At 72.8% G+C, this 22,699-nt stretch carries 20 protein-coding genes and 1 riboswitch; of the genes, 7 read left to right on the forward strand and 13 right to left on the reverse strand.

Features of this window, described 5'->3' with window-relative positions; all coding sequences use genetic code 11:
• The first annotated feature begins 2,055 nt into the window (after positions 1–2,055).
• Entirely contained in the window at positions 2,056–2,295 is a 240-nt protein-coding gene (locus ACIA6A_RS25285; protein WP_396100316.1) for a CDGSH iron-sulfur domain-containing protein, read from the forward strand.
• Here the strand turns inward: ACIA6A_RS25285 and ACIA6A_RS25290 are convergent.
• On the reverse strand, positions 2,292–3,245 hold the full coding sequence (locus ACIA6A_RS25290) for an iron-containing redox enzyme family protein (protein WP_396100317.1): 954 nt from the start codon (positions 3,243–3,245) through the stop codon (positions 2,292–2,294). The two genes, ACIA6A_RS25285 and ACIA6A_RS25290, sit on opposite strands and share 4 nt — an antisense overlap.
• A 142-nt stretch (positions 3,246–3,387) precedes the next feature.
• Here ACIA6A_RS25290 and ACIA6A_RS25295 point away from each other — a divergent pair, with 142 nt between their 5' ends.
• Positions 3,388–3,927, forward strand: coding sequence for a hypothetical protein (locus tag ACIA6A_RS25295; RefSeq protein WP_396100318.1), 540 nt, complete (start codon positions 3,388–3,390; stop codon positions 3,925–3,927).
• Between the two features lie 5 nt (positions 3,928–3,932).
• On the opposite strand, the gene ACIA6A_RS25300 is transcribed toward ACIA6A_RS25295, so the two are convergent.
• Together ACIA6A_RS25300 and ACIA6A_RS25305 are read right to left on the reverse strand one after the other, a co-directional pair.
• On the reverse strand, positions 3,933–5,198 hold the full coding sequence (locus tag ACIA6A_RS25300; protein ID WP_396100319.1) for an SGNH/GDSL hydrolase family protein: 1,266 nt from the start codon (positions 5,196–5,198) through the stop codon (positions 3,933–3,935).
• A 98-nt stretch (positions 5,199–5,296) separates the two neighbouring features.
• Complete coding sequence (locus ACIA6A_RS25305) at positions 5,297–5,614, reverse strand: DUF3817 domain-containing protein (RefSeq protein ID WP_396100320.1); 318 nt, start codon at positions 5,612–5,614, stop codon at positions 5,297–5,299.
• 75 nt (positions 5,615–5,689) lie between these two features.
• Between ACIA6A_RS25305 and ACIA6A_RS25310 the strand changes: the two genes are divergently transcribed.
• Complete coding sequence (locus tag ACIA6A_RS25310) at positions 5,690–7,165, forward strand: glutamate--cysteine ligase (RefSeq protein WP_396100321.1); 1,476 nt, start codon at positions 5,690–5,692, stop codon at positions 7,163–7,165.
• Here the strand turns inward: ACIA6A_RS25310 and ACIA6A_RS25315 are convergent.
• Complete coding sequence (locus ACIA6A_RS25315) at positions 7,162–8,670, reverse strand: serine hydrolase domain-containing protein (protein ID WP_396100322.1); 1,509 nt, start codon at positions 8,668–8,670, stop codon at positions 7,162–7,164. The genes ACIA6A_RS25310 and ACIA6A_RS25315 overlap by 4 nt on opposite strands.
• A gap of 96 nt (positions 8,671–8,766) precedes the next feature.
• Here ACIA6A_RS25315 and ACIA6A_RS25320 point away from each other — a divergent pair, with 96 nt between their 5' ends.
• Positions 8,767–9,063, forward strand: coding sequence for a hypothetical protein (locus tag ACIA6A_RS25320; RefSeq protein ID WP_396100323.1), 297 nt, complete (start codon positions 8,767–8,769; stop codon positions 9,061–9,063).
• On the opposite strand, the gene ACIA6A_RS25325 is transcribed toward ACIA6A_RS25320, so the two are convergent.
• The 8 genes from ACIA6A_RS25325 to ACIA6A_RS25360 all read right to left on the reverse strand — a co-directional run bounded on the left by ACIA6A_RS25325 (position 9,017) and on the right by ACIA6A_RS25360 (position 16,621).
• The gene (locus ACIA6A_RS25325; RefSeq protein ID WP_396100324.1) at positions 9,017–9,406 is read right to left on the reverse strand and encodes a cobalamin biosynthesis protein; all 390 of its coding nucleotides are present in this window, start codon (positions 9,404–9,406) and stop codon (positions 9,017–9,019) included. The two genes, ACIA6A_RS25320 and ACIA6A_RS25325, sit on opposite strands and share 47 nt — an antisense overlap.
• Positions 9,403–10,761, reverse strand: a complete 1,359-nt coding sequence (locus ACIA6A_RS25330; RefSeq protein WP_396100325.1) for a cobyrinate a,c-diamide synthase — start codon at positions 10,759–10,761, stop codon at positions 9,403–9,405. Before ACIA6A_RS25330 ends, ACIA6A_RS25325 begins: the two co-directional genes overlap by 4 nt.
• Entirely contained in the window at positions 10,755–11,357 is a 603-nt protein-coding gene (cobO, locus tag ACIA6A_RS25335) for a cob(I)yrinic acid a,c-diamide adenosyltransferase (RefSeq protein WP_396100326.1), read from the reverse strand. Before cobO ends, ACIA6A_RS25330 begins: the two co-directional genes overlap by 7 nt.
• The gene (locus ACIA6A_RS25340; RefSeq protein ID WP_396100327.1) at positions 11,357–11,515 is read right to left on the reverse strand and encodes a hypothetical protein; all 159 of its coding nucleotides are present in this window, start codon (positions 11,513–11,515) and stop codon (positions 11,357–11,359) included. The genes cobO and ACIA6A_RS25340 overlap by 1 nt, the downstream gene beginning before the upstream one ends.
• Before the next feature lie 38 nt (positions 11,516–11,553).
• The gene (locus ACIA6A_RS25345) at positions 11,554–13,602 is read right to left on the reverse strand and encodes a VWA domain-containing protein (RefSeq protein ID WP_396100328.1); all 2,049 of its coding nucleotides are present in this window, start codon (positions 13,600–13,602) and stop codon (positions 11,554–11,556) included.
• Between the two features lie 57 nt (positions 13,603–13,659).
• Positions 13,660–13,736: riboswitch (cobalamin riboswitch) on the reverse strand.
• A gap of 69 nt (positions 13,737–13,805) precedes the next feature.
• The gene (locus ACIA6A_RS25350) at positions 13,806–14,675 is read right to left on the reverse strand and encodes a helix-turn-helix domain-containing protein (RefSeq protein WP_396100329.1); all 870 of its coding nucleotides are present in this window, start codon (positions 14,673–14,675) and stop codon (positions 13,806–13,808) included.
• 47 nt (positions 14,676–14,722) lie between these two features.
• Entirely contained in the window at positions 14,723–16,297 is a 1,575-nt protein-coding gene (locus tag ACIA6A_RS25355; protein ID WP_396100330.1) for a gluconokinase, read from the reverse strand.
• Between the two features lie 66 nt (positions 16,298–16,363).
• Positions 16,364–16,621: an ArsR/SmtB family transcription factor gene (locus tag ACIA6A_RS25360; protein ID WP_396100331.1), complete on the reverse strand. Its 258-nt coding sequence runs from the start codon at positions 16,619–16,621 to the stop codon at positions 16,364–16,366.
• Positions 16,622–16,657: 36 nt separating this feature from the next.
• Between ACIA6A_RS25360 and ACIA6A_RS25365 the strand changes: the two genes are divergently transcribed.
• Complete coding sequence (locus ACIA6A_RS25365) at positions 16,658–17,881, forward strand: glycosyltransferase (protein ID WP_396100332.1); 1,224 nt, start codon at positions 16,658–16,660, stop codon at positions 17,879–17,881.
• A gap of 24 nt (positions 17,882–17,905) precedes the next feature.
• Here ACIA6A_RS25365 and ACIA6A_RS25370 read toward each other — a convergent pair whose 3' ends face one another.
• Complete coding sequence (locus ACIA6A_RS25370) at positions 17,906–19,189, reverse strand: citrate synthase (RefSeq protein ID WP_396100333.1); 1,284 nt, start codon at positions 19,187–19,189, stop codon at positions 17,906–17,908.
• A gap of 197 nt (positions 19,190–19,386) precedes the next feature.
• Here ACIA6A_RS25370 and ACIA6A_RS25375 point away from each other — a divergent pair, with 197 nt between their 5' ends.
• Both ACIA6A_RS25375 and ACIA6A_RS25380 read left to right on the forward strand, forming a co-directional pair.
• Positions 19,387–20,238, forward strand: coding sequence for a universal stress protein (locus tag ACIA6A_RS25375; RefSeq protein WP_396100334.1), 852 nt, complete (start codon positions 19,387–19,389; stop codon positions 20,236–20,238).
• A gap of 25 nt (positions 20,239–20,263) precedes the next feature.
• Positions 20,264–22,546 carry a putative bifunctional diguanylate cyclase/phosphodiesterase gene (locus ACIA6A_RS25380; protein ID WP_396100335.1) on the forward strand — a complete coding sequence of 761 codons (2,283 nt, stop codon included), beginning with the start codon at positions 20,264–20,266 and terminating at the stop codon, positions 22,544–22,546.
• The last annotated feature ends 153 nt before the right edge of the window (positions 22,547–22,699 follow it).

A 22,699-nucleotide genomic window follows, 5' to 3' on the forward strand; every position in this document is an offset into this window, starting at 1 on the left:
GACGGGTGCGGATCCGGGGCCCGGTTCGCCGGCGTTCGGAGCTGCGGCCGGAGTCAGGAGCTCTGACGAGCCGTTACGTGACGCAGATGCGCCGGCCGGGCCCGGCGATGCCTCGGGTGGGCGGGCCGAGGGCGTGAAGCGGGGTGCGTCCAGCGGACGGTTCTGCTGGGTGAACAGGGGCGGGCCCAGCAGCAGCGGGTCGATGCCCGTGAGGTCGGGGCGCGGCGCCTGCGGCGTGGGCTGCGGCGCCTGGTCGAACGCCTGCGGACCGGCGGGATGGCCGCCCGACGGCACCGCCTGGCCGGATGGACCCCCGGCGGCGGGCAGTAGCGGGTCCTGGAATCCACCGGCCGGGGGCAGCAGCGGATCTTGGTAACCGCCGCCGGAAGGACCCGGATAGCCGGGAGACGACGCCGGGTGATCACCAGGAAGCGGGGGTGCCGGGTTCAGGTTTCCGGCCGGTCCGGAGCCGTGACCCGGGTAGCCGCCGGGCGATCCGGTCATGGGTCCGGAGCCGTGACCCGGGTGGCCGCCGGGCGATCCCGTCATGGGTCCGGAGCCGGGGCCTGGATAGCCAGCGGGAGGTCCGGCTGGACCGGGGTGGGCCCCGGCCGGAACGTCGTGCTGACCTGGGGGGAACGGCGGGTGGGCGTTGCCCGCGGTGGGATAGCCCGCGTCCGGCGGTCCGGGATGGCCGCTGCCCGGTTGCGGGGACGACAGGTGGTCCTGCCGGTCGCCCGGCTGCGGGTGGGCCGCGTCCGGGCGACGAAACGGTGGCGCCTGCGGGGACGCCGACGGCTGGCCCGACGAGAACGACTGGCCCGACGAGAACGACTGGCCCGATGGGAACGGCTGGGCGGACGGGAAGGGCTGGGTGGACGGCGGCTGCTGGCCGGCGGGGAACGACCCGGGCGGGGGGAAGGCGTCGCTGCGGGGTTCGTCGTACGGGGACGGCAGCGGCAGGGAGCGCTCGAAGGTGGGCGGGGCCAGCGGTTCCCGGGGGGTGTCGAACGCCGGGGGTGCCAGCGGGGACGGGTGGGCCGGGTGTGCCGGTTCGGGAATCGGTTCGCGGGACACCGTGAACGTCGATGGCTCGACGGGTGGCGGGGCCACGGCCGGGGTCGGGTAGGGGCGCCGGGTGCCCGGGCCGGAGGGCTGCGGGATGGGCCGGGGCCCGGAGTCGGCGTCACGGTCGACGGATCGACGGGGGCCGCCCGGCCGGCGCGGCGGATCGGTGCGCAGCGCGTCAAAAGAGGGCTGCGGCGCCTCGAATGAAGGCGCCTCGAACGAAGGCGCCTCGAAGGAGGGCGGCGCGCCGGGAGAGGACTGGGCCCCGTACGAAGGCGGCGGGCCGAAGGAGGACTCGGCGTCGTGAGAAGGATCAGCACCGGGAGAGGACGGCGGGCCGAAGGAAAATTCAGCGTCGTACGAACGAGGCGTGCCGGAAGACGGCGGGGTGCCGTACGAGGGCGGCGGGTCATCAGAGGGCTGCCCGTCGAGTGACGGCAGTGGGGCATCCAGCGCCGAGCCCGGGCCGTTGAACGAGGCGAGAGCGTCGACGGACGGGCGCGGGGGGTCGGCAGCGGGGGTGCCGGCGGACGGGGTGAAGAACGGGGAGGCCTTCGGGCGGCCGGCCGGGGGCATCAGGCTGCCGCCGCCGGTTGCCGCGGGCAGGCCGAGCGGGCCCCGGGACGCGGCCACCAGGCCGGAGGATTCGGCCAGGCCGGCGGCTTGGACGACCTCGGCGGCGGCCTGGCCGGCGGTGCAGGGCAGGTGTTCGCCGCAGATCGGGCAGATGGTGATGCCGTCGCGGGGGCCGGCGCCGCCCATGTGGGCCTGGAGCACTTCCAGGGCGGTGCGCGCCAGCACACTGTCCGGTTTGACGTATTTCATGCCCAGCAGAGCCATGGTACCCACCCCCGAATGTCCGCCGTGACCGGCGTTCAGGCTCCAGTTCACCGTGGAAAGGCCCAGCTCCGGGCGGGTTTGGCGCAATCGGTCGGCAGGCGGGGCGGTGCGGGTTTCGCTCGGTGCGGGCCGGGCATCAGCTGCGGCATGAGTGACATGGGTGACGGGGGCGGGGCAGTGATCGTCCCGTACGAGGACGGTCCGCTGCTTGTTCGTGGCGACTTCACCCTGCGTACCCCGGATGGTGACGTGATCGACCCCGGACGTGGAACCGTCGCGCTGTGCCGGTGTGGCAGGTCGGCCGTGAAGCCTTTCTGCGACGGCACCCACAAGGCGGTGGGTTTCCGGGCGGGCACCGGCCGCGACGCGCCCGCCCCGCGGGATTAGCGCAGCGAGGACTCGCCGGCCGCCCACTTGTCCAGCACGTGCTGGGCCCAGCGGTTCTCCAGGGCCAGGGCGCAGGCGGCGCCGAACAGGACGTCGCCGGCCAGTTCCGGTTCGGCGGCGGCGAACGCCCCGCACATGTCGAACGCCGCGATCTGTTCGTGGACCGCGTCCGCCTCGACGTGCTCGTCGTAGAAGCGGGTGGCCTTCTCGTCGCCGCCGAGCCGGCGCAGGCCGTTGCCGTAGTTGCGGTTGGGGGCGGTCGACGTCATCTCGTAGGCGGCGAGGTGCCCGAGCAACGCTCCGCGCAGACGCCGGTGCAGCCCGAAGAACGACATGAGGTTGTTGTTCGCGAGAGTCGGCGCGGGCACCACGTCCACGTACGCGCCGTACGTGGTGTCGAGGTTGAGGGCCGTCATCGTGTCCTTGAAGAGTTCCTGGTGCATGCGACGGGCCACTCCCCCGCCGTACTCATCGATCTGGATCTCGATCAGTGCGGCCTTGGCCGGCCCGCTGAGCCGGGGGATCGCGAAGGTGTGCGGGTCCGCCTCGCGCAGGTGGTAGACGCCGCGGTGGGTGGCGAACTCGCGGAACTGCGCCATGCTCGCGCGGCCGCGGATGAATTTGGACAGCTGCGGTCCGCTGTCGTCACGGGTCATCGCGATCAGGGCGTGCGGCACGTCAAGATCCGTTTCGGGTACGGCCAGAGCGCGCAGATCAGCCTCGAACAGCGCTTCCGAGCGGGTCCGCAGCGCGATCAGCCCCGGGTGCCACTCCCAGCGGTCGTCGACGCCGTCCCAGCCGCGGTAGTGCAGCTCGTAGAGCACGAACAGGGTGAGGTGCAGGTCGTCGTCGGTCGCGGGATCGTCGACGGCGCCGAGGTCGTGCGGCTCCTGGGCGAGCGCGGAGATGACGAACTCGGAGACGGGGCCTCGCGGCGCGGGCAGTTTCATCGGGATGTCCTCGCAGGTCAACGGTACGGAACGCTGGGATTCCCCGCCGATCCCGCGCAAAACGGCGTGAGTCGGTGATTCACTCACTGTGTCCGAAGGATTGCTCTCCGTACCATTGAGGAACCCCCAGGAGGTGATCCCCATGGATGACACCGAGCTGTACCGCGAGCAGATCCTGCGCCATTACGGGCCCGTCATCACCGGCCGCTTCGTCGGCTTCCAGAGCTCCTACACCCGCCAGGTGAAGGTCGGTCAGCCGATCCTCATCGCCATCTTCGTCACCGCGACGATCGCCCAGGCCATCGGCGGCCTGCTGCTGTCGCTGGTCCGCAGTGGTGGCGGCGGGGCCCGGCGCACGTTCAAGGACCTCAAGAAGGGCCCCGAGTACCTGGTCACGCCGGTCCGGCTGCGTGACGACCTCGGGCAGACGTACGAGATCGAGATGCACGGCCAGCTCCCCCAGTCGGCCCTGCACCGCGGTGATCTCGTCCAGGTCCGCACGATCGCGCAGAAGGACCCGGAACTGCCGGTGAAGCTGCAACAGGTGATCAACCTGGAGACGCTGCAGCCGTACCGTCCGTGGGTGCCGACGATGTGGTCGCACCTCGGTCCCGGACTGCTGATCCAGGCGATCCTCGGCGTGCTCGTGGCGCTCGCCGTGGCCGTCGCCTGGATCAGCTGACAAATCTAGATCCGGGCGAGAGGCACCACGGCCGCCATCGCCTTGTCACCCGCGTCGTTGGGGTGCAGGTGGTCACCGCTGTCGTACGCCGGCAGCAGCACCGCGGGATCCGCCGGGTCCCGGGTGGCCGCGTCGAAGTCGGCGAGCCCGTCGAGCGCGCCGTCGCCGCCCGCCCGGATCCAGTCGTTGACCGCGGCGCGGACCTGCTCCAGCTCGGGCGTCCACGTACCCCAGCCCTTCCACGCCATGATGGTGGCGCCGACGACCTTGAGCCCCCGGGCGTGCGCCTGCGCGGTGATCTGGGCGAGCCCGGCGATGATCTGCTCGGGGTCGCGCTGGTTCGGGGTCTGCTGGATGTCGTTGATGCCCTCGAACAGGATTACGCTGCGGGCGCCCGAGCGCTCCAGCACGTCCCAATTGAGCCGGGTCAGCGCACTGGGTCCGAAGCCCTCGTAGATCGTGTAGTTCGGGTAGTAGGCGTCGAGCAGGATCCGGTTGCCGCTGATCCCCGAGTTGGCCACGCCGTAGTCGGGCACCGGGCTGCGGCCGAGCCGGGCGGCCAGATAGTCGGTCCAGCGGCGGTTCGCGCCCGCGGTCGATGTGACGCCGTCGGTGATGGAGTCGCCGAGCGCGACGACCGTGCCCGCCCCGCCCGAGACGTCGACGCCGTTGACGTAGTGCCAGACACCGGTGGTCCCGGTGAACGCGGCCGCGGCGGTGTCGGCGGCATGGTCGGCCGGGCCCTGGCTGTAGAACGAGGTCTGCATGGCCGCCGGGTGGTAGGTGACCGTCCCGGACGGCTGCGGGGTCCAGGTCGAGACGAGCAGGTCCCGGTCCGCGGGTACGCGCAACCGCACCGGGTCGCTGACCACCTCGGCGCGCGCCGGGATAGTGATCTGACCACGGCCGTTGAACAGCACGTCGCGTACGGTGCCGGTGGCCGCGGTGCCGTCGCTGGCGTCGACCGTGCCGTCCCAGCGTCCACCGGCATGGGCGGACAGTGCCACCGTCACGTGCCCCATGAGGACGGGCCGGGTGCCGAAGCGGTTGGACAGGTGGATCCGTACGCTGCCGCCGCTCGCCGTGGTGTGCACGACGTTGCGGATCGTGTAGCCGGCGTACCCCTGTTCGGCGCCGGCGACCGCGGCGGAGGGCGCGGTCGCCCAGGCCGTGGTCCAGTCGGGCCCAGGTCTGGCCGCCGCCGACGCCGGCGCGGTCACCATCCCCACGAGAAGTGCTGCTCCCGCGAGGATTCCGGAGACTCTGCGCATCGTTACTCCCCTTCACCGAGGTCAAAGACAACGATCAGTGTCGATGCCACGTATCCTCTGTGTAAAGGGTGGGTAACGCTATGGAATATTTAGATCTGCTACGCGGGCTCGGCCACCCGCGCGGCGAGCAGTCCCCGCGACTTGGCCCAGCGCTCGAACAGCAGTGTCGCGAAAGGCGGGATCGAGCAGATCAGCGCGATGAGCGTGACCCACCACTTCCAGCCACCGACCCGGGCCTGCAACGCTGTCACCGCGAGATAGGCGGTGAACAGGGCCCCGTGCAGCGGACCGGCGATCTGCACGCCGATCTGGTTGCCCACCGGCCCGTACTTGAAGAACATCCCGGTCAGCAGCAGGCCCCAGCTCACCGCCTCGGCGATTGCGACGGTGGCGAACAGGGCAGGTATGCGGCGCACGCGGTTCTCCTCGGGCGTCAGACGCGTGTGAACGTGCAGATCATAGGTGTGCGCTGCTGAGAGGTAGGTGTGAAGGTGGGCGAAGAGGTCGATCGGCAGGAGTTCACCCGCGAGGACCGCACGAGATACCGGCAGAAGATCCGGCGCAGCCTGGACGTGTTCGCCTCGATGCTGCGCGAGTCGCGCTTCGATTTCGAACGCCCGATGACCGGCATGGAGATCGAGTTCAACCTGGTCGACGCCAACGCCGACCCGGCGATGCGCAACGCCGAGGTGCTCGACGCCATCGCCGACCCGGACTTCCAGACCGAGCTCGGCCAGTTCAACATCGAGATCAACGTGCCACCCCGGCGGCTCATCGGGGAGAGCAACGCCGACCTCGAGGGCGAGCTGCGCGCCAGTCTCAACAACGCCGACAAGCACGCCCGGGCCGCCGGCGTCCACACCGTGATGATCGGCATCCTGCCCACGCTGCGCCGCGAGCACCTGACCCCGGAATCGCTGTCGGCCAACCCGCGGTACGCCCTGCTCAACGAACAGATCTTCGCGGCCCGCGGCGAGGACCTCGACATCCGCATCGACGGCGTGGACCGGCTCGCGGTCACCACCGACTCCATCGCCCCCGAGGCGGCCTGCACCAGCACCCAGTTCCACCTGCAGGTCAGCCCGGACCAGTTCGCCGCCTACTGGAACGCCGCCCAGGTCATCGCCGGTGTGCAGGTCGCCCTCGGCGCCAACTCGCCGCTGCTGTTCGGCCGCGAACTCTGGCGCGAGACCCGGATCCCGCTCTTCGAGCAGGCCACCGACACCCGATCCGAGGAGATCCGAGCCCAGGGGGTACGCCCGAGGGTCTGGTTCGGCGAACGCTGGATCACCTCGGTGTTCGACCTGTTCGAGGAGAACGTCACGTTCTTCCCCGCCCTGCTGCCCATCTGCGACGACGACGACCCGGAACAGATCCTGCAGAGCGGCGCCACCCCGGCGCTCAGCGAACTGCGCCTGCACAACGGCACCGTGTACCGCTGGAACCGGCCCATCTACGACGTCGTGAAAGGACGCCCCCACCTGCGCGTCGAGAACCGGGTCCTGCCGGCCGGCCCCACGGTCGTCGACACCGTCGCCAACGGCGCGTTCTACTACGGCCTGGTCCGGATGCTCGCCGAGGCCGAACGCCCGGTCTGGTCCCAGATGAGCTTCAGCGCCGCCGAGGAGAACTTCCACTCCTGCGCCCGGCACGGCATCGCGGCCTCGGTCTTCTGGCCCGGCCTCGGCTACGTCCCCGTCACCGAACTCGTCCTGCGCCGCCTGCTGCCCCTGGCCCACCAGGGCCTCGAACGCTGGGGCGTCTCCCAACCGGAACGCGAACGCCTGCTGTCCATCATCGAGCAACGCTGCCTCACCGGCCGCAACGGAGCCACCTGGCAGGTCGACACCCTGCACGGCCTCGAACGCGAGGGCCACCTCGACCGCCAGGACGCACTGCACGAGATGCTGCGCCGATACCTCCCCCTCATGCACGAGAACATCCCCGTCCACAAATGGCCGGTCTAGATCATCGGGTACGGGAAAGTGGTCGCCCTCGACATGGTCCGCGGCGTTGCCGGTGCAGCGCCGCGGCGGTAGAGACGGCCGCCGTACCGCAGCCACGCGACCGTGCCATCGGATCCGCGGACGAAGTTGCCGCGGAAGTGCGTGTCCGTGCCGTCGGGCTGCCGGATGAGCACGTGGTCCCTACGGTAGAACGCCAGCCGTAGCCCCTCCACGCCCCCGGAGCGAACGCTCAGTCCCCCGCCGGCGGCCACCAGCTCGAGCGTCACCGCCACCGTGGCACCGTCCGGGCCGACCTGCTCGGCGGTGTAGCCGCCCTCGTAACCGGCCAGCTCGGACGGCCGCAGCCCGCGGACCACCGCCGGGAGGTTACGGACACCGGCGAACCGGCGCAGGGCCCCGTCGCCGGCGAACAGCTCCGCGGTCAGGGCCGGGCCACCGACCGAGTTGGTCAGCACGGTCAGGGCGAAGTCCCGCTCGGGCACGATCAGGAACCCGGAATGCTGCCCCGGCCAGTCACCACCGTGCTGCACGACCCGCGGTCCCTCGGCGGTCGGCCGCAGCATCCAGGTGACCCCGGCGCCGTCCAGCTCCACGAACAGGGTGCCGCCCGGCCCGGGCCGCGACTGCATGGCGCGCATCGACCGGCGGGTCAGCAGCCGGCCGCCGTCACCGAGGTGGAACCGGGCCCAGCGCAGCTGATCGCGGGCACTGGAGATCAGCCCGCCGGCCGGGTGGACCCCGCGCGGCATGTCCCACAGCTCGGGCAACGGCATCAGCGCACCGTCCGGCCCCGGAACATGCGGCACCGCCCGCGACGCCCCGGGGATCTCGTCCAGGAAGAACCCGGAACGCGTGAGCCGCAGCGGATCGAGGACCAGAAGACGGACCGCGCGCTCGTACGGCATGCCGGTCACGACCTCGACCAACCGACCGGCCAGCGAGATCGCGGCGTTGTTGTAGGCGAACACCGAACCCGGAGCGGTCAGCTGGGGAAGTCCGGCCATCCCGGCCACGTAACGTTTCAGCGCGTCGTCGTCACGGCCGGTGTCCAGGAAGTAGTCCCCCAGCCAGCCCGCGCTGTGGTTCAGCGCCTGGCGGACGGTGACCCGTGCGGAGGCCCCGGCGTCGGCCGTCCGGAAATCCGGCAGATAGCTGCGCACCGTCCGATCCAGATCGAGCCGGCCACGCTCGACCAGGCGCATGACGGCGGTCCCGGTGAACGTCTTGGTGGTCGACGCCACCCGGAACACGGTGTCACCGTCGACCGGCACCGGATCGGTGACATCGGTGACGCCGAAGCCGCGGACATAGTCGACGCCGCGGTACCGAAGGCCGAGAGCGACGCCGGGAATCCCGTACCGCTGCATCCCGACCCGGATCTTCCGCTCCAGGTCGTGTACGGCCGGGGGCAGCCCGGCCTCCGCCGGCCCGGACCAGATCGCCGCCGCCGCGGCACCACCCGCGGTCGCGGACAACAGCGCCCGCCGGCTCAATGACACAGACATCGACCCACCCCCTTGCCCCCACCGTATACGCGACCGGCCGGGCCGAGCGTCCGTCGGAGTGGCCCGCTCCGCAAGCGTCAGCGCGGCGCCGGATGGGTGTGGATCGAGCCGCCGCTGCACGTGGCCTCCGGGAGCAACCTGCACCTGGGCGACGACGTGTACGTGAACCTCGGCCTCACCGTCGTCGACGACGTCGAGGTGCGGGTCGGTTCCCGGGTGATGATCGCCCCGAACGTGACCGTCACGGCGACCGGCCATCCGGTGCACCCGAAGCTGCGCCGGGTGGTGGTGGCCGGGGTACCGGCCCGGGTGATCCGCGCGATCACCGACGCCGACCGGAGTTCGCCTACCGGCCGCCGCGTGACCTGTCGTAGGCCGCGATCGCGACCGTGACGCCGGGATAGGTCCGTTTCGGCAGGATCAGTGTCGCTCCCGGACCGGCGGCCCGCAGCGCGGCGGCTTCGCAGACGCTCGGTGCCCCGGTCAGGCGTACCACGTTCGGCGTCGGCATCCCGGCCAGCTCGGCGTCGGTGAAGGCCAGCAGCGTCCACCCCCGCCGGTCGGCGAGTGGCCTGACCAGGTCCGCGCGGCGGTCCAGGGTGGCGAGCACGGTGACGCTCACCCCGGCGAGGCCCATGGCGGCCTCGGCGGCCCGCTCCAGCTCCCCGTCGGGTACGGCCGACCGGGCCCCGACCCCGAGCACGAAGCCGGGGTCGGGGGCGGCGGCGGGGCTCATGTCGCGGCGGCTGCGGTGACCAGGCGGTGGGCCATGGCCGGGTCGGCGGCCCAGTGCAGGTGCAGGTACGACGCGTGCAGGTTCGGGGCCGCGAAGCCTTCCGGGTCCGCGCCACGCCACGCCCAGGCCGCTCCCCCGGCCGGTTCGAGCAGCAGGCCGGAGCGGGGGTGCACGGTCGTACGGTGGAACTCGTGGCCGGTGATCCGGGAGCCGGCGGGCAGGATCGGGCTGTCCGACAGCGCCACCGCGTCGCGGTAGCCGAGGGTGAGGCTCGGGGTCATCGCCGCGTCCGCGTCGAGCACGCCGCACATGGGCGCGCCGTCGAGGGTGCGGCAGAGCCACAGCAGACCGGCGCATTCCGCGGCGATCGGCATGCCCACCGCCGCGAGCGACGCCACGGCCAGGCGCAGCGGCTCGTTCGCGGACAGCTCGGACGCGTACACCTCGGGGAAGCCGCCGCCGACGACCAGCGCGCGGGTGCCGTCGGGCAGCTTCTCGTCGCGCAGCGGGTCGACCACCACGACCTCGGCGCCGGCTCCGGCGAGGAGTTCGGCCGTCTCCGCGTACGCGAAGGTGAAAGCGGGACCACCGGCGATGGCGACCACCGGACGGCCCGGCACCGGTTCCCGGGCCTCGGGACTCCAGGGCGTCGCGCTCAGGGTGGGCGCGGACCGGGCCAGCGCGAGCACCGCCTCGAGGTCCACCGAGGACTCGACCAGCGCGGCGAGCGCCTCGACCGAGGCGAGGGCCTCGGTGCGGCGTTCGGCGGCCGGCACCAGACCGAGGTGCCGCGAGGGTGCCGCGACGGCCGAGGCCCGGCGCATCGCCCCGAGCACCGGCGTGCCGACCTCCTCGAGGGCCTCGCGCAGCATCGCCTCGTGCCGGTCCGAGCCGACCTGGTTGAGGATGACGCCGCCGATGTGCACGTTGCCGAAGCTGCGGAACCCGTGAACGAGCGCGGCCACCGACCGGCCCTGGGCCGCGGCGTTGACGACGAGGATGACGGGAGCGTTCAGCAGGGCCGCGACGTGCGCGGTCGACCCGGTGTCCCCGGCCCCGGTGCGCCCGTCGTAGAGCCCCATGACGCCCTCGACGACCGCCAGGTCGGTGCCGGCCGACCCGTGCGCGAACAGCGGCCCGATCAGCTCCTCGCCGACCATGACCGGGTCGAGGTTGCGCCCGGGCCGCCCGGCGGCGAGCGCGTGGTAGCCGGGATCGATGTAGTCCGGCCCCACCTTGAAGGGAGCGACGGACAGACCCCTCTTGCGGTACGCGGCGAGCAGCCCCGTGGCCACCGTCGTCTTCCCGGTGCCGGAGGCGGGCGCGGCGATGACGACCCGGGGGACGCTCACCATTCGATGCCCTTCTGACCCTTGCGGCCCGCGTCCATCGGGTGCTTGACCTTCGTCATCTCGGTGACCAGGTCGGCGGCGGCGAGCAGATCCGGGTGCGCGTCCCGGCCGGTGATGACGACGTGCTGGGTGCCGGGCCGGTCCCGCAGCGTGGCGACCACGTCGGCGACGTCCACCCAGCCCCACTTCATCGGGTACGTGAACTCGTCCAGCACGTAGAACGCGTGGGTCTCGGCGGCCAGGTCCCGTTTGATCTGCGCCCACCCCTCGGCGGCCTCGGCGGCGTGGTCGCGTTCGGTGCCGGCCCGCTGGATCCACGACCAGCCCTCGCCCATCTTGTGCCACGCGACGGGCGCCCCGCCGGGCACCTCGCCGAGGGCCTTGAGCGCGGTCTCCTCGCCGACCTTCCACTTCTCGGACTTCACGAACTGGAACACCCCGACCGGCCAGCCGGCACTCCACGCCCGCAGCGCCATCCCGAACGCGGCGGTGGACTTGCCCTTGCCGTGCCCGGTGTGCACAGCGAGGACGGCCTGCCGCCGGCGCTGGCGGGTGGTGAGACCGTCGTCGGGCACCGTGGTGACTTTCCCCTGCGGCATCAGACAGCCCTTCCGGTCGGCGTGGTGGTGATGGAGATGGCGCGGCCCGGCACGGCGGTGGCCGGCACGGCGGTGGGTGGCGCGGTGGTGGCCGGCGCGGTGGTGGCCGGCGCGGTGGTGGCCGGCGCGGTGGTGGCCGGCGCGGTCGTGGGTGGCACGGTCGTGGGTGGCACGGTCGTGGGTGAGCCTGCCGGCATCAGGCGGCCCGGCCCAGCGGGGTGGCGGAGGTGGCGCTGAGCGCGTCGAGCGGCATGACGTCGGCGTCCAGGGCGGCGGCGAGGCGGCGGGCCAGGCCGAGGCGGATCGGGCCGGACTCGCAGTCGACCACGACGGTGGCGACGCCGGCGAGGGCCGGGGCGACGGTGACCGGGTCGGGGCCGCTGGTGGCCCGGCCGTCGGTGACGACGACCAGCAGCGGGCGGCGGCGCGGGTCACGGCGGCGTTCGGTGGCGATGGTCGCGGCGGCGGCGCCGAGGCCGGCCGCCAGCGGGGTACGGCCGCCGGTGCGCAGGCTCGCGAGGCGCATGACCCCGACCTCGTGGCTGGAGGTGGGCGGCAGGACCTGCTCGGCGGTCCGTCCCCGGAACGTGATCATCCCGATCCGGTCCCGGCGCTGGTAGGCGTCGCGCAGCAGGGACAGCACCGCGGTCTTGACCACGGTCATCCGCTTGCGGGCGGCCATCGAGCCGGACGCGTCCACGACGAACAGCACCAGGTTGGCCTCCCGGCCGACGTGCACCGCCTCGCGCAGGTCCCGGGCCTGCACCCCACCGGTGCCGCCACGGTGGATGGCCGCGATCAGCGTCGCCGGCAGGTGCGGCGCGCCCCGGAGCTTGCCCTGTGGGATCCGGGAGCCGACGACCCGGCCGCGCCGGGCGAACGCCGGGGAGCGGCGACCGGCGTGCCCGCCCTCGCCCCGGGCCGAGATCCGCAGGGTCCGGGGCCGGTAGGCCTGCCCGGCGGCGGCCGCCCGCTGACCACCCGCCGGCTGCTGCCCGCGGGCCGCACGCTCCTCAGCGTCGGCGCCATCTCCGGACGTTTCCGATTCGTCGGGCGAGGCAGTGCTCGGCGAGGAGGCGTCGGATGCCGAGTTGCCGGGTGCGGAATTGTTCGGCGACGAGCCGCCACGCGAGCCACCATCGAGGCCGCCACCGTCATCCGGGCCGCCGTCATCGGGGCCGTCACCGTCCGGCCCGCTCTGGGAGCCACCGTCGTCGTCGGGGCCGTCGTCCTGCTGGGCGGCCTGGTCCAGGGCCTCCTCCAGGCGGTCCTCGTCGGTGCCCGGCGGGTCCAGGGGGTCCTTGCGGCGGCGGTGCGGCAGCGCCAGGCGGGCGGCGTCGCGGATGTCGTCGGCGGTCACCCGGTCGCGGCCGTTCCAGGCGGCCAGAGCGACCGCGCAGCGGGCCACCACGATGTCCGCGCGCATGCCGTCCACCCCGTAGGCGAGGCAGACCCGGGCGATCCGGTCCAGCTCGGCGTCGGGCAGCAGCACCCCGGGCACGGCCGCGCGGGCCACCACGATCCGCTCCGCGAGCGCCTTCTCGTCCTGGGCGAAGCGCTCGGCGAAGGCGTCGGGGTCGAGCTCGTACGCGAGGCGGCGGCGCACGACCTCGGCCCGCAGTTTCGCGTCGCGGGGCGCGGCCACGGTCACGACCAGCCCGAACCGGTCGACGAGCTGCGGGCGGGGCTCGCCCTCCTCGGGGTTCATGGTGCCGACGAGCAGGAAGCGGGCGGCGTGCTTGACCGAGACGCCGTCGCGCTCGACGTGCGCCCGGCCCATCGCCGCCGCGTCGAGCAGCAGGTCGACCAGGTGGTCGGGGAGCAGGTTGACCTCATCGACGTACAGCGCGCCGCGGTGGGCGGCGGCCAGCAGGCCGGGTTCGTAGGCCTTGACGCCGTCGGCGAGCGCGCGCTGGATGTCGAGGGTGCCGACGACGCGGTCCTCGGTGGCGCCGACCGGCAGCTCGACCAGGGTCGCGGGCCGATGGGTGTGCGGCGCCCCGGCCTCGTGCGGCCCGTCGGGGCAGGCCGGGTCGGGGGCCTGCGGGTCACAGGCGAACCGGCAGCCGCGTACGACGGCGACCTCGGGCAGCAGGGTTGCCAGGGCCCGTACGACGGTGCTCTTGGCGGTGCCTTTCTCACCCCGCACGAGCACGCCGCCGACCGCGGGTGAGACCGCGGTCAGCAGCAGGGCGAGGCGCAGATCGTCGAGGCCGACGACGGCGGAGAACGGGTACGGCGTCACGGCCACAAGTCCTTTCCGCGGGTGTCCACGCCCGCGTGCAGAAGGTGCGAGCGACCGGAGTCTCCTGACTCCCGGACGCCCTCGGACGCCCGGTCACAGTGGCGGGACCGTCCCGGACTCGCACCGGGTTCCTCCGCGACCGCTCGCCGGTCACTCTGTCGCACCCCGGCCCGCACAGTCAACGCGGCCCCAGGTGTCGATCCTCACGCCCGCCGATGCGGCAGGGCGGCGGAGCTGGTCGCGGCCCAGCCGGCCAGCAGGCGCAGGCTGTCCGCGGAGGGGCTGCCCGGCTCGGCGCTGTAGGCCGTCAGGGTCAGGCCCGGGTCCGCGGGCAGCGGCATGGCCTCGAACGACAGGATCAGGTCGCCCACCACCGGGTGGTGGAAGGTCTTGACACCGGTGTGGTGCAGGCGGACGTCGTGCGCCGCCCAGCGGACCCGGAACTCCTCGCTGCGGGTGGACAGCTCCCCCACCATGTCGCAGAGGTCCCGGTCGTAGGGGTCACGGCCGGCCTCCGTACGCAGCAGCGCCACGGTCTGGTCGGCCGCGCCCGCCCAGTCCGGGTAGAAGACGGTCGCCCGGGGGTCGAGGAAGCAGAACCGGGCGAGATTGACCGGGCGGGACCGGGCCGCGTACGCCGGGGAGTAGAGCGCCTCCGCCGCCGGGTTGGCGCCGAGCACGTCGAGCCGGCCGTTGCGGACGAACGCCGGCGCGTCGGTCATCGCGTCGAGCAGTTGCCGGACGCCGGGGCGGACCACCGGGGCCGGGCGGCGGCGGGGGCGGGCGGTGCCGTTCGCGGCGCGGGCCAGGTCGTGCAGGTGGGCGTGTTCGGCCTCGTCGAGGCGCAGGGCCCGGCTGATCGCGTCGAGGACGGTGCCGGAGACGCCACCGAGGTTGCCGCGTTCGAGCCGGATGTAGTAGTCGGGGCTGACGCCGGCGAGCAGGGCGACCTCCTCGCGGCGCAGCCCCTTGACCCGCCGGGTGCCACCGTAGTGCGGCAACCCGGCCCGCTCCGGGGTGATCCTGGCCCGGCGCGAGGCCAGGAACTCCCGCACGTCGTCCCGGTTGTCCACGGGATCCACCGTACGTCCGGCGGCGGCCGGGCTGAGAGGCCCTGCTGTTACCCCTTACCCGCGCCGACGGCCTTCTCCGTGCTGGGCAGTGCCGGGGAGTTGAGGCGGTCGAGCTCGGTGAGGACCTCGGTGACGGCGTGGGCCGACTTCTCGACGAGCGGGCGCATCCGGCGGTACAGGTCGGCGTTGGCGGGGTCGGGTTCGGTCCGCCCGGTGATCTGCACCAGCGTCGCGGCCTCGTCGAGGTCGGGCAGGTCCCCGATGGCGTGCAGGCCCAGCAGGCAGGCGCCCAGGGCCGTACCCTCCGGGGTGTCGGCGATGGTGACCGGCAGGTCGAGCGCCGCCGCCAGCACGCCGACCCAGAGGTCGGAGTTGACCGCGCCGCCGGTGGCGCGTACCTCGGTCATCCGGATGTCCTCGTCGGCGAACGTGTCGCGGACCAGCGCGAGCTGCTGGCAGACGCCCTCCACCGCGGCCCGGACCAGGTGGGCGCGGCCGTGCTCGCGGCGCAGCCCGAGGTAGGCGCCGCGCATGCCGCCGCGCCACCAGGGGGCCCGTTCGCCGAGCAGGTAGGGCAGGCAGAGCAGGCCGTCGCTGCCGGGCGGGGCCCCGGCGGCCTCGGTCAGCAGCGCGGCGTCGCGCACGTCGGCGTCCTCGCCCTCGGCGGCCGGGCGGTCGAAGCCCTCGGCCATGGTCTGCCCGGCCCAGCGGACCACCGACCCGGCGTTGTTGATCGCGCCGCCGAGGGCCCAGCGGTCCTCGGTGAGCGCGTAGCAGAACAACCGGCCGGCCTTGTCCGCGACGGGGTGGTCGACCAGCATGCGCAGCGCGCCGCTGGTGCCCAGCGAGACCGCGGCGACCCCGGCCGGGGTGGCGCCGACGCCGAGGTTGGCGAGCGGCCCGTCGGCGGCGCCGATGATCAGCGGGGTGCCCGGGGGCAGGCCGGCGGCCGAGGCGACGTCGGGGTGCAGTTTCAGGGCGGTGGTGGTGGGGACGACCTCGGCGAGCTGGTTCTCGCGGACACCGGCGATCTCCAGCGCCTCGGGGTCCCAGCGGCGTTCGTGGATGTCGTAGAGGCCGGTGCCGGACGCGACCGACAGGTCGAGCACGAAGCCCTCCGCGGCGAGCCCGCCGAGCACGACCTCCTTGACGCCACCCCAGCGGGGGGTGTCCCGCAGCGTGGTGGGGTCGGTCTCGCGCCACCACGCCAGTTTCGCGAGCGGCGCCATCGGGTGCACCGGGGTGCCCGTACGCGCCTGCAGGATCTTGGCCCTGCCGGCCTCGGCGATGTCCTGGGCCTGGCCCGACGCGCGGTTGTCGGCCCAGGTGATCAGCGGGCCGAGCGCCCGGCCGTCGGCGCCGATCGGGGCGAGGCCGTGCAGGAACGCGGACAGGCTGACCGCGACGACCCGGTCGCCCCGCTCGCGCACCCCGGCGGCGACCGTGATCAGCGCCTCGACGGCGGCGGCACGGAGCTTGCCCGGGTCGAGCTCGGCCCGGCCGGGACCGGGCACCATGAGCGGATAGTGCACGCTGGTGCTGACCCGCACCTCGCCGTCCATGCCGGCGGCCACCCCCTTGGTGGCGGTGGTGCCCGTGTCGATCCCGATGACGACGTCCATGTGTGTTTCCTCCCGCGACTCGGGTTGACCATGCCCAGCGAGCGGGGCGGTCATGCCATTCTCGCCTCAGCCGAGCGTGCGGTACGGCGCGAGCCACCGTGCCAGTTCGCGCAACGGCGCCTGCTCGAGGTGGTACACGCGCTGCTGCGCGGCCGTGCGGCGGGACACGAACCCGGCCTCCCGCAGCACCTTGAGGTGTTTGGAGACCGATGGCTGGTTCAGGGCGAGCGCGTCGACCAGCTGACCGACGGTACGGTCCCCGGGCCGCAGCGCGTCGAGGATGCGCCGGCGGACCGGCTCGGCGAGAACGGTGATGGCGTCCATGGAGCGACTATTCCACCGGGCGGGCATCATGGCCGTATGCGGGTGCTCATCGTGACATCCGGCTCCATGGGGGACGTCGCGCCGTACACCGGACTGGGCGAGCGCCTCGTCGCGGCGGGTCACGCGGTCACCGTCGCCACCCACGAGCCGTTCCGGGACGACGTCGGCCTGCCGTTCCTGCCGCTGGCCGGCGACCTGCGCGAGGTCCTGGGCAGGGCCGGGCGGGGCAGCCTGCCGCGGCTGCTGCGGATCGCCCGGCCGCTCGTGGCCGATCTGGGCGTCGGCATCACCGAGGCGGTCCGGCGCAGCCGGGCGCAGGCGGTGCTCGTGTCGACGCTGGCGGCGCCGCTCGCCTACCAGGTCGCCGAGGCCGCCGGGATCCCGTGCGCGGGGGTCTTCCTCCAGCCGCTGTATCCGACCGGCGATTTCGGGCCGGTGCTGCTGGGCGGGCGCGGGGCCGGACCGCGGACCAACCGGCTGCTGGGACGGGCGGGCGAGGCCGCGGCCCACCCGCTGTACCGGGGACCGGTCCGTGACCTGCGCGAACGGCTCGGCCTGCCGTACCGGAGAAACCGGCTCCTGGAGCGGGAGCAGCGGCACCGCTTCCCGACGTTCCACGGCTTCAGCCCGGCCGTCGTGCCGCGGCCCGATGACTGGCCGGCCTCGCACGAGGTGGTCGGCTACTGGTGGCCGGCCCGGCCGGCCGGGTGGGAACCGCCGCGCGAGGTCGCCGCGTTCCTCGCCGCCGGGCCGCCACCGGTCTTCATCGGCTTCGGCAGCATGGCGCCCGGGCAGGGCGAACGACTGGCCGGTCCGGTGCTGGGCGCGGTCCGGCGGGCCGGCGTGCGGGCGATCGTGCAGGCCGGGTGGTCCGGCCTGCGGGCCGGTGGGAACCCAGCAATGCTGGGGGTCGGCCCGCTGCCCCACGACTGGCTCTTCCCGCGTACGGCCGCCGTGGTCCATCACGCGGGTGCCGGCACGACCGGCGCGGGCCTGCGGGCGGGCGTGCCCACGGTGGGCGTACCAGTCCTGGCGGACCAGCCGTTCTGGGCCCGGCGGCTGCACGCGCTCGGGGTGGGCCCGGCACCGGTGCCGCTGGCCCGGCTGACCGCCGACCGGCTCGCGGCCGCCATCGGCGCCGCGACGTCGAACCCCCGTTACCGGGAGCGGGCCGCGGGGCTCGCCGGCCGGTTGCGTACCGAAGACGGATCCGCCCGGGTCATCTCCTGGCTCGAGGAGATGGCCCGGGCGGACCGGTGAGCGCGATGTCCTGACGGACGGGGCTCAGCGTTCGGTGATCGGGACGAACTGCCGCTCGGCCTCACCGGTGTAGAGCTGCCGCGGACGGCCGATCTTCGTGGCCGGGTCGGCGGACTGCTCGGCCCACTGCGCGATCCAGCCGGGCAGGCGGCCCAGCGCGAACAGCACCGTGAACATCTTGGTCGGGAAACCGAGGGCCTTGTAGATCAGGCCGGTGTAGAAGTCCACGTTGGGGTAGAGCTTGCGGGACACGAAGTAGTCGTCGGAGAGCGCGATCTCCTCGAGCTGGAACGCCAGGTCGAGCAGCGGGTCCGGCTTGTCCATCGTGGAGAGGATCTCCTGGGCCGCCTTCTTGACGATCGCGGCGCGCGGGTCGTAGTTCTTGTAGACCCGGTGGCCGAAGCCCATCAGCTTGACGCCCTTCTCCTTCGCCTTGACGCGGCGCACGAAGGCCTGGACGTCGCCGCCGTCGGCGCGGATCTGCTCGAGCATCTCGAGCACCGCCGAGTTGGCGCCGCCGTGCAGCGGGCCGGAGAGCGCGTTGATGCCCGCCGACACCGAGGAGTACAGGTTGGCCCCGGCGGAACCGACGAGCCGCACGGTGGAGGTGGAGCAGTTCTGCTCGTGATCGGCGTGCAGCACGAAGAGCATGTCGAGGATCTTGGCGATCTTCGGGTCGACCTGGTAGTCGACGGTCGGCAGGCCGAACGTCATCCGCAGGAAGTTGTCGACGTACTCGAGCGAGTTGTCCGGATAGGGCAGCGGGTGCCCGATGGACTTCTTGTACGCGTACGCCGCGATGGTCGGAAGCTTCGCCATGAGGCGGATGCCGGAGATCTCGACCTGCTCGGGGTCGTTCGGGTCCAGCGCGTCCTGATAGAACGTGGACAGCGCGGTGACGGCGGAGGAAAGAACCGCCATCGGGTGCGCCTCACGCGGGAAACCGGAGAAGAACGACCGCATCTCCTCCTGCAGCAGCGTGTGCACGCGGATCTTGTCAGCGAACTCGGCGAGTTGCGCCGGGGTCGGCAGGGCGTCGTGGATGAGCAGGTAGGAGACCTCCAGGAAGGAGGCCTTGCCCGCGAGCTGCTCGATCGGGAAGCCCCGGTAACGAAGAATGCCGGCGTCACCGTCGATATAGGTGATCGCCGACGCACAGGAGGCCGTGTTCACGAAGCCCTGGTCGAGGGTGACGTAACCGGTCTCCTTGAGGAGGGCGCTGATCTCGATGCCACCCGGGCCTTCGACCGCCGAACGAACCGGCAGTGACAACTGGCCACCAGGGTGCTCGAGCTTGACATCCGTCATGTATTTCCCTCACTTCACCGGCAGATGTCGCCAATAACCTGCCGTTCACCGTAAACCCTCAAGCTGAACGGGTCATCAGCCGGTCGATCCCTGAGGGATTGATCACGAATACGTGCGGGCCGTCACACCATAGATAATGGTCTGTATAAGCGTGCCGTGATGCTGAGCCGCACGTCGAATGCTGAGGTGGTGAACCGATGCAGATTCCGGCCCCTGCTCCTGTCGTCGTCGCTGTCAACGGAACCGCGGCGGGCCTTGCCGCCACGCGGCTGGGCGCCCGGGAGGCGGTGGCGCGCGGGGTGCCCTTGCGGGTCCTGCACGCCTTCGCCTGGCCGGACCGGCGCTCCTTCGATGATCCCCCCGATTACGCCACCGCGCGACAGGAAGCCAATCAGATAGTGCACGAGGCCGTCGCGACCGCCACGCGGTCGGTTCCCGGAGTACGCGTAAAGGGGCGGGTCACGGACGGCGATCAGGTCCGCGTGCTGGTGCGGTACAGCCGGGGCGCCACCCTGCTGGTGCTCGGCGACGACGGCCTCCTCCCGGGCGTTCGCCTGCCCGCCGACGCGGTCCCGGTGCAGGTCGTGGCGCGGGCGCGCTGCCCGGTGCTGATCGCCCGCGGGACCCGGCCGCCGGCCGGTCCGCTGCTCGCCGCGGTCGACGGTTCCCCCAGTTCACTGCTCGCCCTGCGGCTCGCGGCGCGGGAGGCGGCCCGCCGCCGGGTCCCGCTCGACGCGGCCCATGTGGTGGGTGACGCCGAGGGGATCGCCGCCGGGCACCGGCTGCTCGACCAGGCGATCCACCATCTTCCGGGGGTACGCGGGCAGGTGCTGGTCGGTGACCCCGCGCCCACGCTGATCCGCGCTTCCCGGGGCGCACGCATGCTCGTCCTGGGCCCCAGAGGCAGGGACGGGGGCGGGCTCCTCGGCGCCGTGGCCTCGGAGTTGTTGCGGCGTTGTGCGTGCCCGACCGTGTTTGTGCACGGAACCCCTGCCGGGGACGGCCCGGGGGACGGTACGGTGCCATCGGTGGGAGCACTGATCGGCTGACACGGGTGCCAGGGGGCGATGCGGGGTGCGATCCACTGCTCCGCGTGCCCTCGGGCCGCGCGCGTGGCAGGCGTTCGGCGTGGCCGGCGTACTCGCGACGGTGCTCTACGTCCTGGACCTGTCGCCGGTCGTCAACGCCGTGTGCTTCGCCGCGATCGGCACCGGCTCGGTCGTGGCCTGTTTCGCCGGACCGCGACGGCACGCCGCCGAGCCCCGCGCGGCCTGGCCGGCGATGGCCGCGACCGGGCTGTTCTTCCTGGTCGGGGTCCTGGTGCGGCCGATGGTCACGGACGATCCGCTGGTCGCCGACGTCATCATCGTGCCCGGCTACCTGGTGCTGGGCTTCTTCTTCGCCGTGCTGCTGCGGGCCCGGGGCAGCATCGAGCGCCACGCCGTCCTCGACGGGCTGATCGTCTGCGTCGCCGGCGCTCTCGCGAGCGCACTGCTGCTGGCCCTGCCCGCCGCCTCGCTCGCCGCGCCGGTGGAGTCCGTGTTCGCCGGGCTCTACCCGGCGTTCGACGTCGTGCTGCTGGCGCTCGGGATCAACCTGAGCTTCACCGCGCGGACGTGGCCGGTGAGCCTGACGCTGCTGGTGTCGTGCATCGGCCTGCTGATCGCCGGGGACCTCGCGTACAGCGTGATCGGGGTGTCCGGGCTCTCCTACTCCTCTCCTCTGCTGGACACGCCGTACCTGCTGACGTTCACGCTGCTCGGGGTCGCGGCACTGCACCCGTCGGTGGTCGAGCTCGGGCACGCCGACCGGCACCCGGTGCAGGCCTGGTCGTGGCAGCGGATGCTGCTGCTGGTGCCCGCCGTCGGCACCCCGTTCGTGCTGCTGGTGCTCGTCGGAGGCACGTTCACCGCCCGGGTGACCATCGGGGCCGGCGGCACCGCGATCGTCGCGCTGCTGCTGCTGCGCGCGGTCTCCGCGGTGCGCGCGCAGGTCGAGGCCCAGCTGCGCTCGGAGTACCAGGCCATGCACGACCCGCTGACCGGGCTGCCGAACCGCCGGTCGATCACCGCGCAGATCGAGCAGCTGGTCGCCGTGACGGCCGCCGGCGACCCGGCCCGGGTCTGGGTGACGTTCCTCGACCTCGACGGCTTCAAGTGGGTCAACGACTCGTGGGGGCACGACGCCGGCGACCAGCTGGTCATCGAGGTGAGCGCGCGGTTGCGGGTCGCACTGCCGGGCGGGACCCCGCTCGCCCGGGTCGGCGGCGACGAATTCCTGGTCGCGTACGTGGGTGACGAGCCCGGGGCGCTGCGGCTGGTGGACGAGATCCAGAGCTGTTTCGCCTCGGCGCTGCCGGTGCGGGACACCGAGGTGGTCATCAGCGCGTCGATCGGCCTGGCCCACGCGCCGGGCGGCGGGGACCCGGCGATGACCGCCGAGGCGCTGCTGCGCGACGCCGACACGGCGATGTACCGGTCGAAGTCCGAGGGACCCGGGCGGGCCACCGTCTTCGACACCTCGATGCACGAGCGGGTCCGCGAGCGCATCGAGCTGGAGAGCGCGCTGCGCACCGCCCTGACCGAGGGCCAGCTGCACGTCGTCTACCAGCCGATCGTACGGATGGACACCGGGCGGCCGGCCGGCGCGGAGGCGCTCGCCCGCTGGGACCACCCGACCCGCGGCCCGATCCCGCCGATGACGTTCATCCCGGTCGCCGAGGACTCCGGCCTGATCGGCGCGGTCGGCACCTGGGTCCGCAACGAGGCGCTGCGCCAGCTCGCGCAGTGGCGGGCGGACGGGACCGTCGACGACGGGTTCTACATGTCCATCAACGTCTCGCCGCGGCAGCTCGCCGAGCCGGCACTGCCCCTGATCGTGTCGGCCGAGCTGCTCAGTTACGGGGTGCCCGCCTCGGCCGTCGCCCTGGAGATGACCGAGTCGGTCATGGTCGACGGCGACGGGGTGGCCGCGCGCGTGCTGTTCGAGCTGCGGGAGCTGGGCCTGCGGCTGCTCGTCGACGATTTCGGCACCGGCTTCTCGGCGCTGGGCTACCTGCGCCGCTTCCCGGTCACCGGGGTCAAGATCGACCGCTCGTTCGTCTCCGGGCTCGGCGACCACGGGGAGGACGAGGAGATCGTCCGGGCCGTGGTCGCGATGAGCCGGGCGCTGGGGCTGAGCATCGTCGCCGAGGGCGTGGAGACCCGGGTGCAGCGCGACGCGCTCGCCGCCGTGGGCGTCACGCAGGGTCAGGGCTGGCTGTGGGGACCGGGCGTGAGCTCGGGTGATTACGCTCTGCATTGGTCGACACAGCGTCACGTACCCGGCCCGGCGCCGCTCACCGCCGGAAATTCTTAGCAGCTCTTGTTCCTGCTCAGAGACCTGTTTGCTATCGAATTCTTTATCCAGCCGTGACAAAGGTCCGCTCCACCTCTTCCGCACCCGGGGGTGGGTCCGGCATTATTTCGCTCGGTCCCGATCCCTTGTATCGGGGCCGGCGTTGCCGATCAT

The organism is Actinoplanes sp. NPDC051494 (assembly GCF_044454705.1).
In the GTDB taxonomy this organism is placed as follows: domain Bacteria; phylum Actinomycetota; class Actinomycetes; order Mycobacteriales; family Micromonosporaceae; genus Actinoplanes.

Coding starts and splice junctions, on each gene's coding strand:
- ACIA6A_RS25325 (WP_396100324.1), bottom strand. CDS start 9,406: ATGAGCCCCGCCGCCGCCCCCGACCCCGGCTTCGTGCTCGGGGTCGGG.
- ACIA6A_RS25355 (WP_396100330.1), bottom strand. CDS start 16,297: ATGGACGTCGTCATCGGGATCGACACGGGCACCACCGCCACCAAGGGG.
- ACIA6A_RS25285 (WP_396100316.1), top strand. CDS start 2,056: ATGAGTGACATGGGTGACGGGGGCGGGGCAGTGATCGTCCCGTACGAG.
- ACIA6A_RS25295 (WP_396100318.1), top strand. CDS start 3,388: ATGGATGACACCGAGCTGTACCGCGAGCAGATCCTGCGCCATTACGGG.
- ACIA6A_RS25370 (WP_396100333.1), bottom strand. CDS start 19,189: ATGACGGATGTCAAGCTCGAGCACCCTGGTGGCCAGTTGTCACTGCCG.
- cobO (WP_396100326.1), bottom strand. CDS start 11,357: ATGCCGCAGGGGAAAGTCACCACGGTGCCCGACGACGGTCTCACCACC.
- ACIA6A_RS25290 (WP_396100317.1), bottom strand. CDS start 3,245: ATGAAACTGCCCGCGCCGCGAGGCCCCGTCTCCGAGTTCGTCATCTCC.
- ACIA6A_RS25330 (WP_396100325.1), bottom strand. CDS start 10,761: ATGGTGAGCGTCCCCCGGGTCGTCATCGCCGCGCCCGCCTCCGGCACC.
- ACIA6A_RS25360 (WP_396100331.1), bottom strand. CDS start 16,621: ATGGACGCCATCACCGTTCTCGCCGAGCCGGTCCGCCGGCGCATCCTC.
- ACIA6A_RS25365 (WP_396100332.1), top strand. CDS start 16,658: ATGCGGGTGCTCATCGTGACATCCGGCTCCATGGGGGACGTCGCGCCG.
- ACIA6A_RS25375 (WP_396100334.1), top strand. CDS start 19,387: ATGCAGATTCCGGCCCCTGCTCCTGTCGTCGTCGCTGTCAACGGAACC.
- ACIA6A_RS25300 (WP_396100319.1), bottom strand. CDS start 5,198: ATGCGCAGAGTCTCCGGAATCCTCGCGGGAGCAGCACTTCTCGTGGGG.
- ACIA6A_RS25315 (WP_396100322.1), bottom strand. CDS start 8,670: ATGTCTGTGTCATTGAGCCGGCGGGCGCTGTTGTCCGCGACCGCGGGT.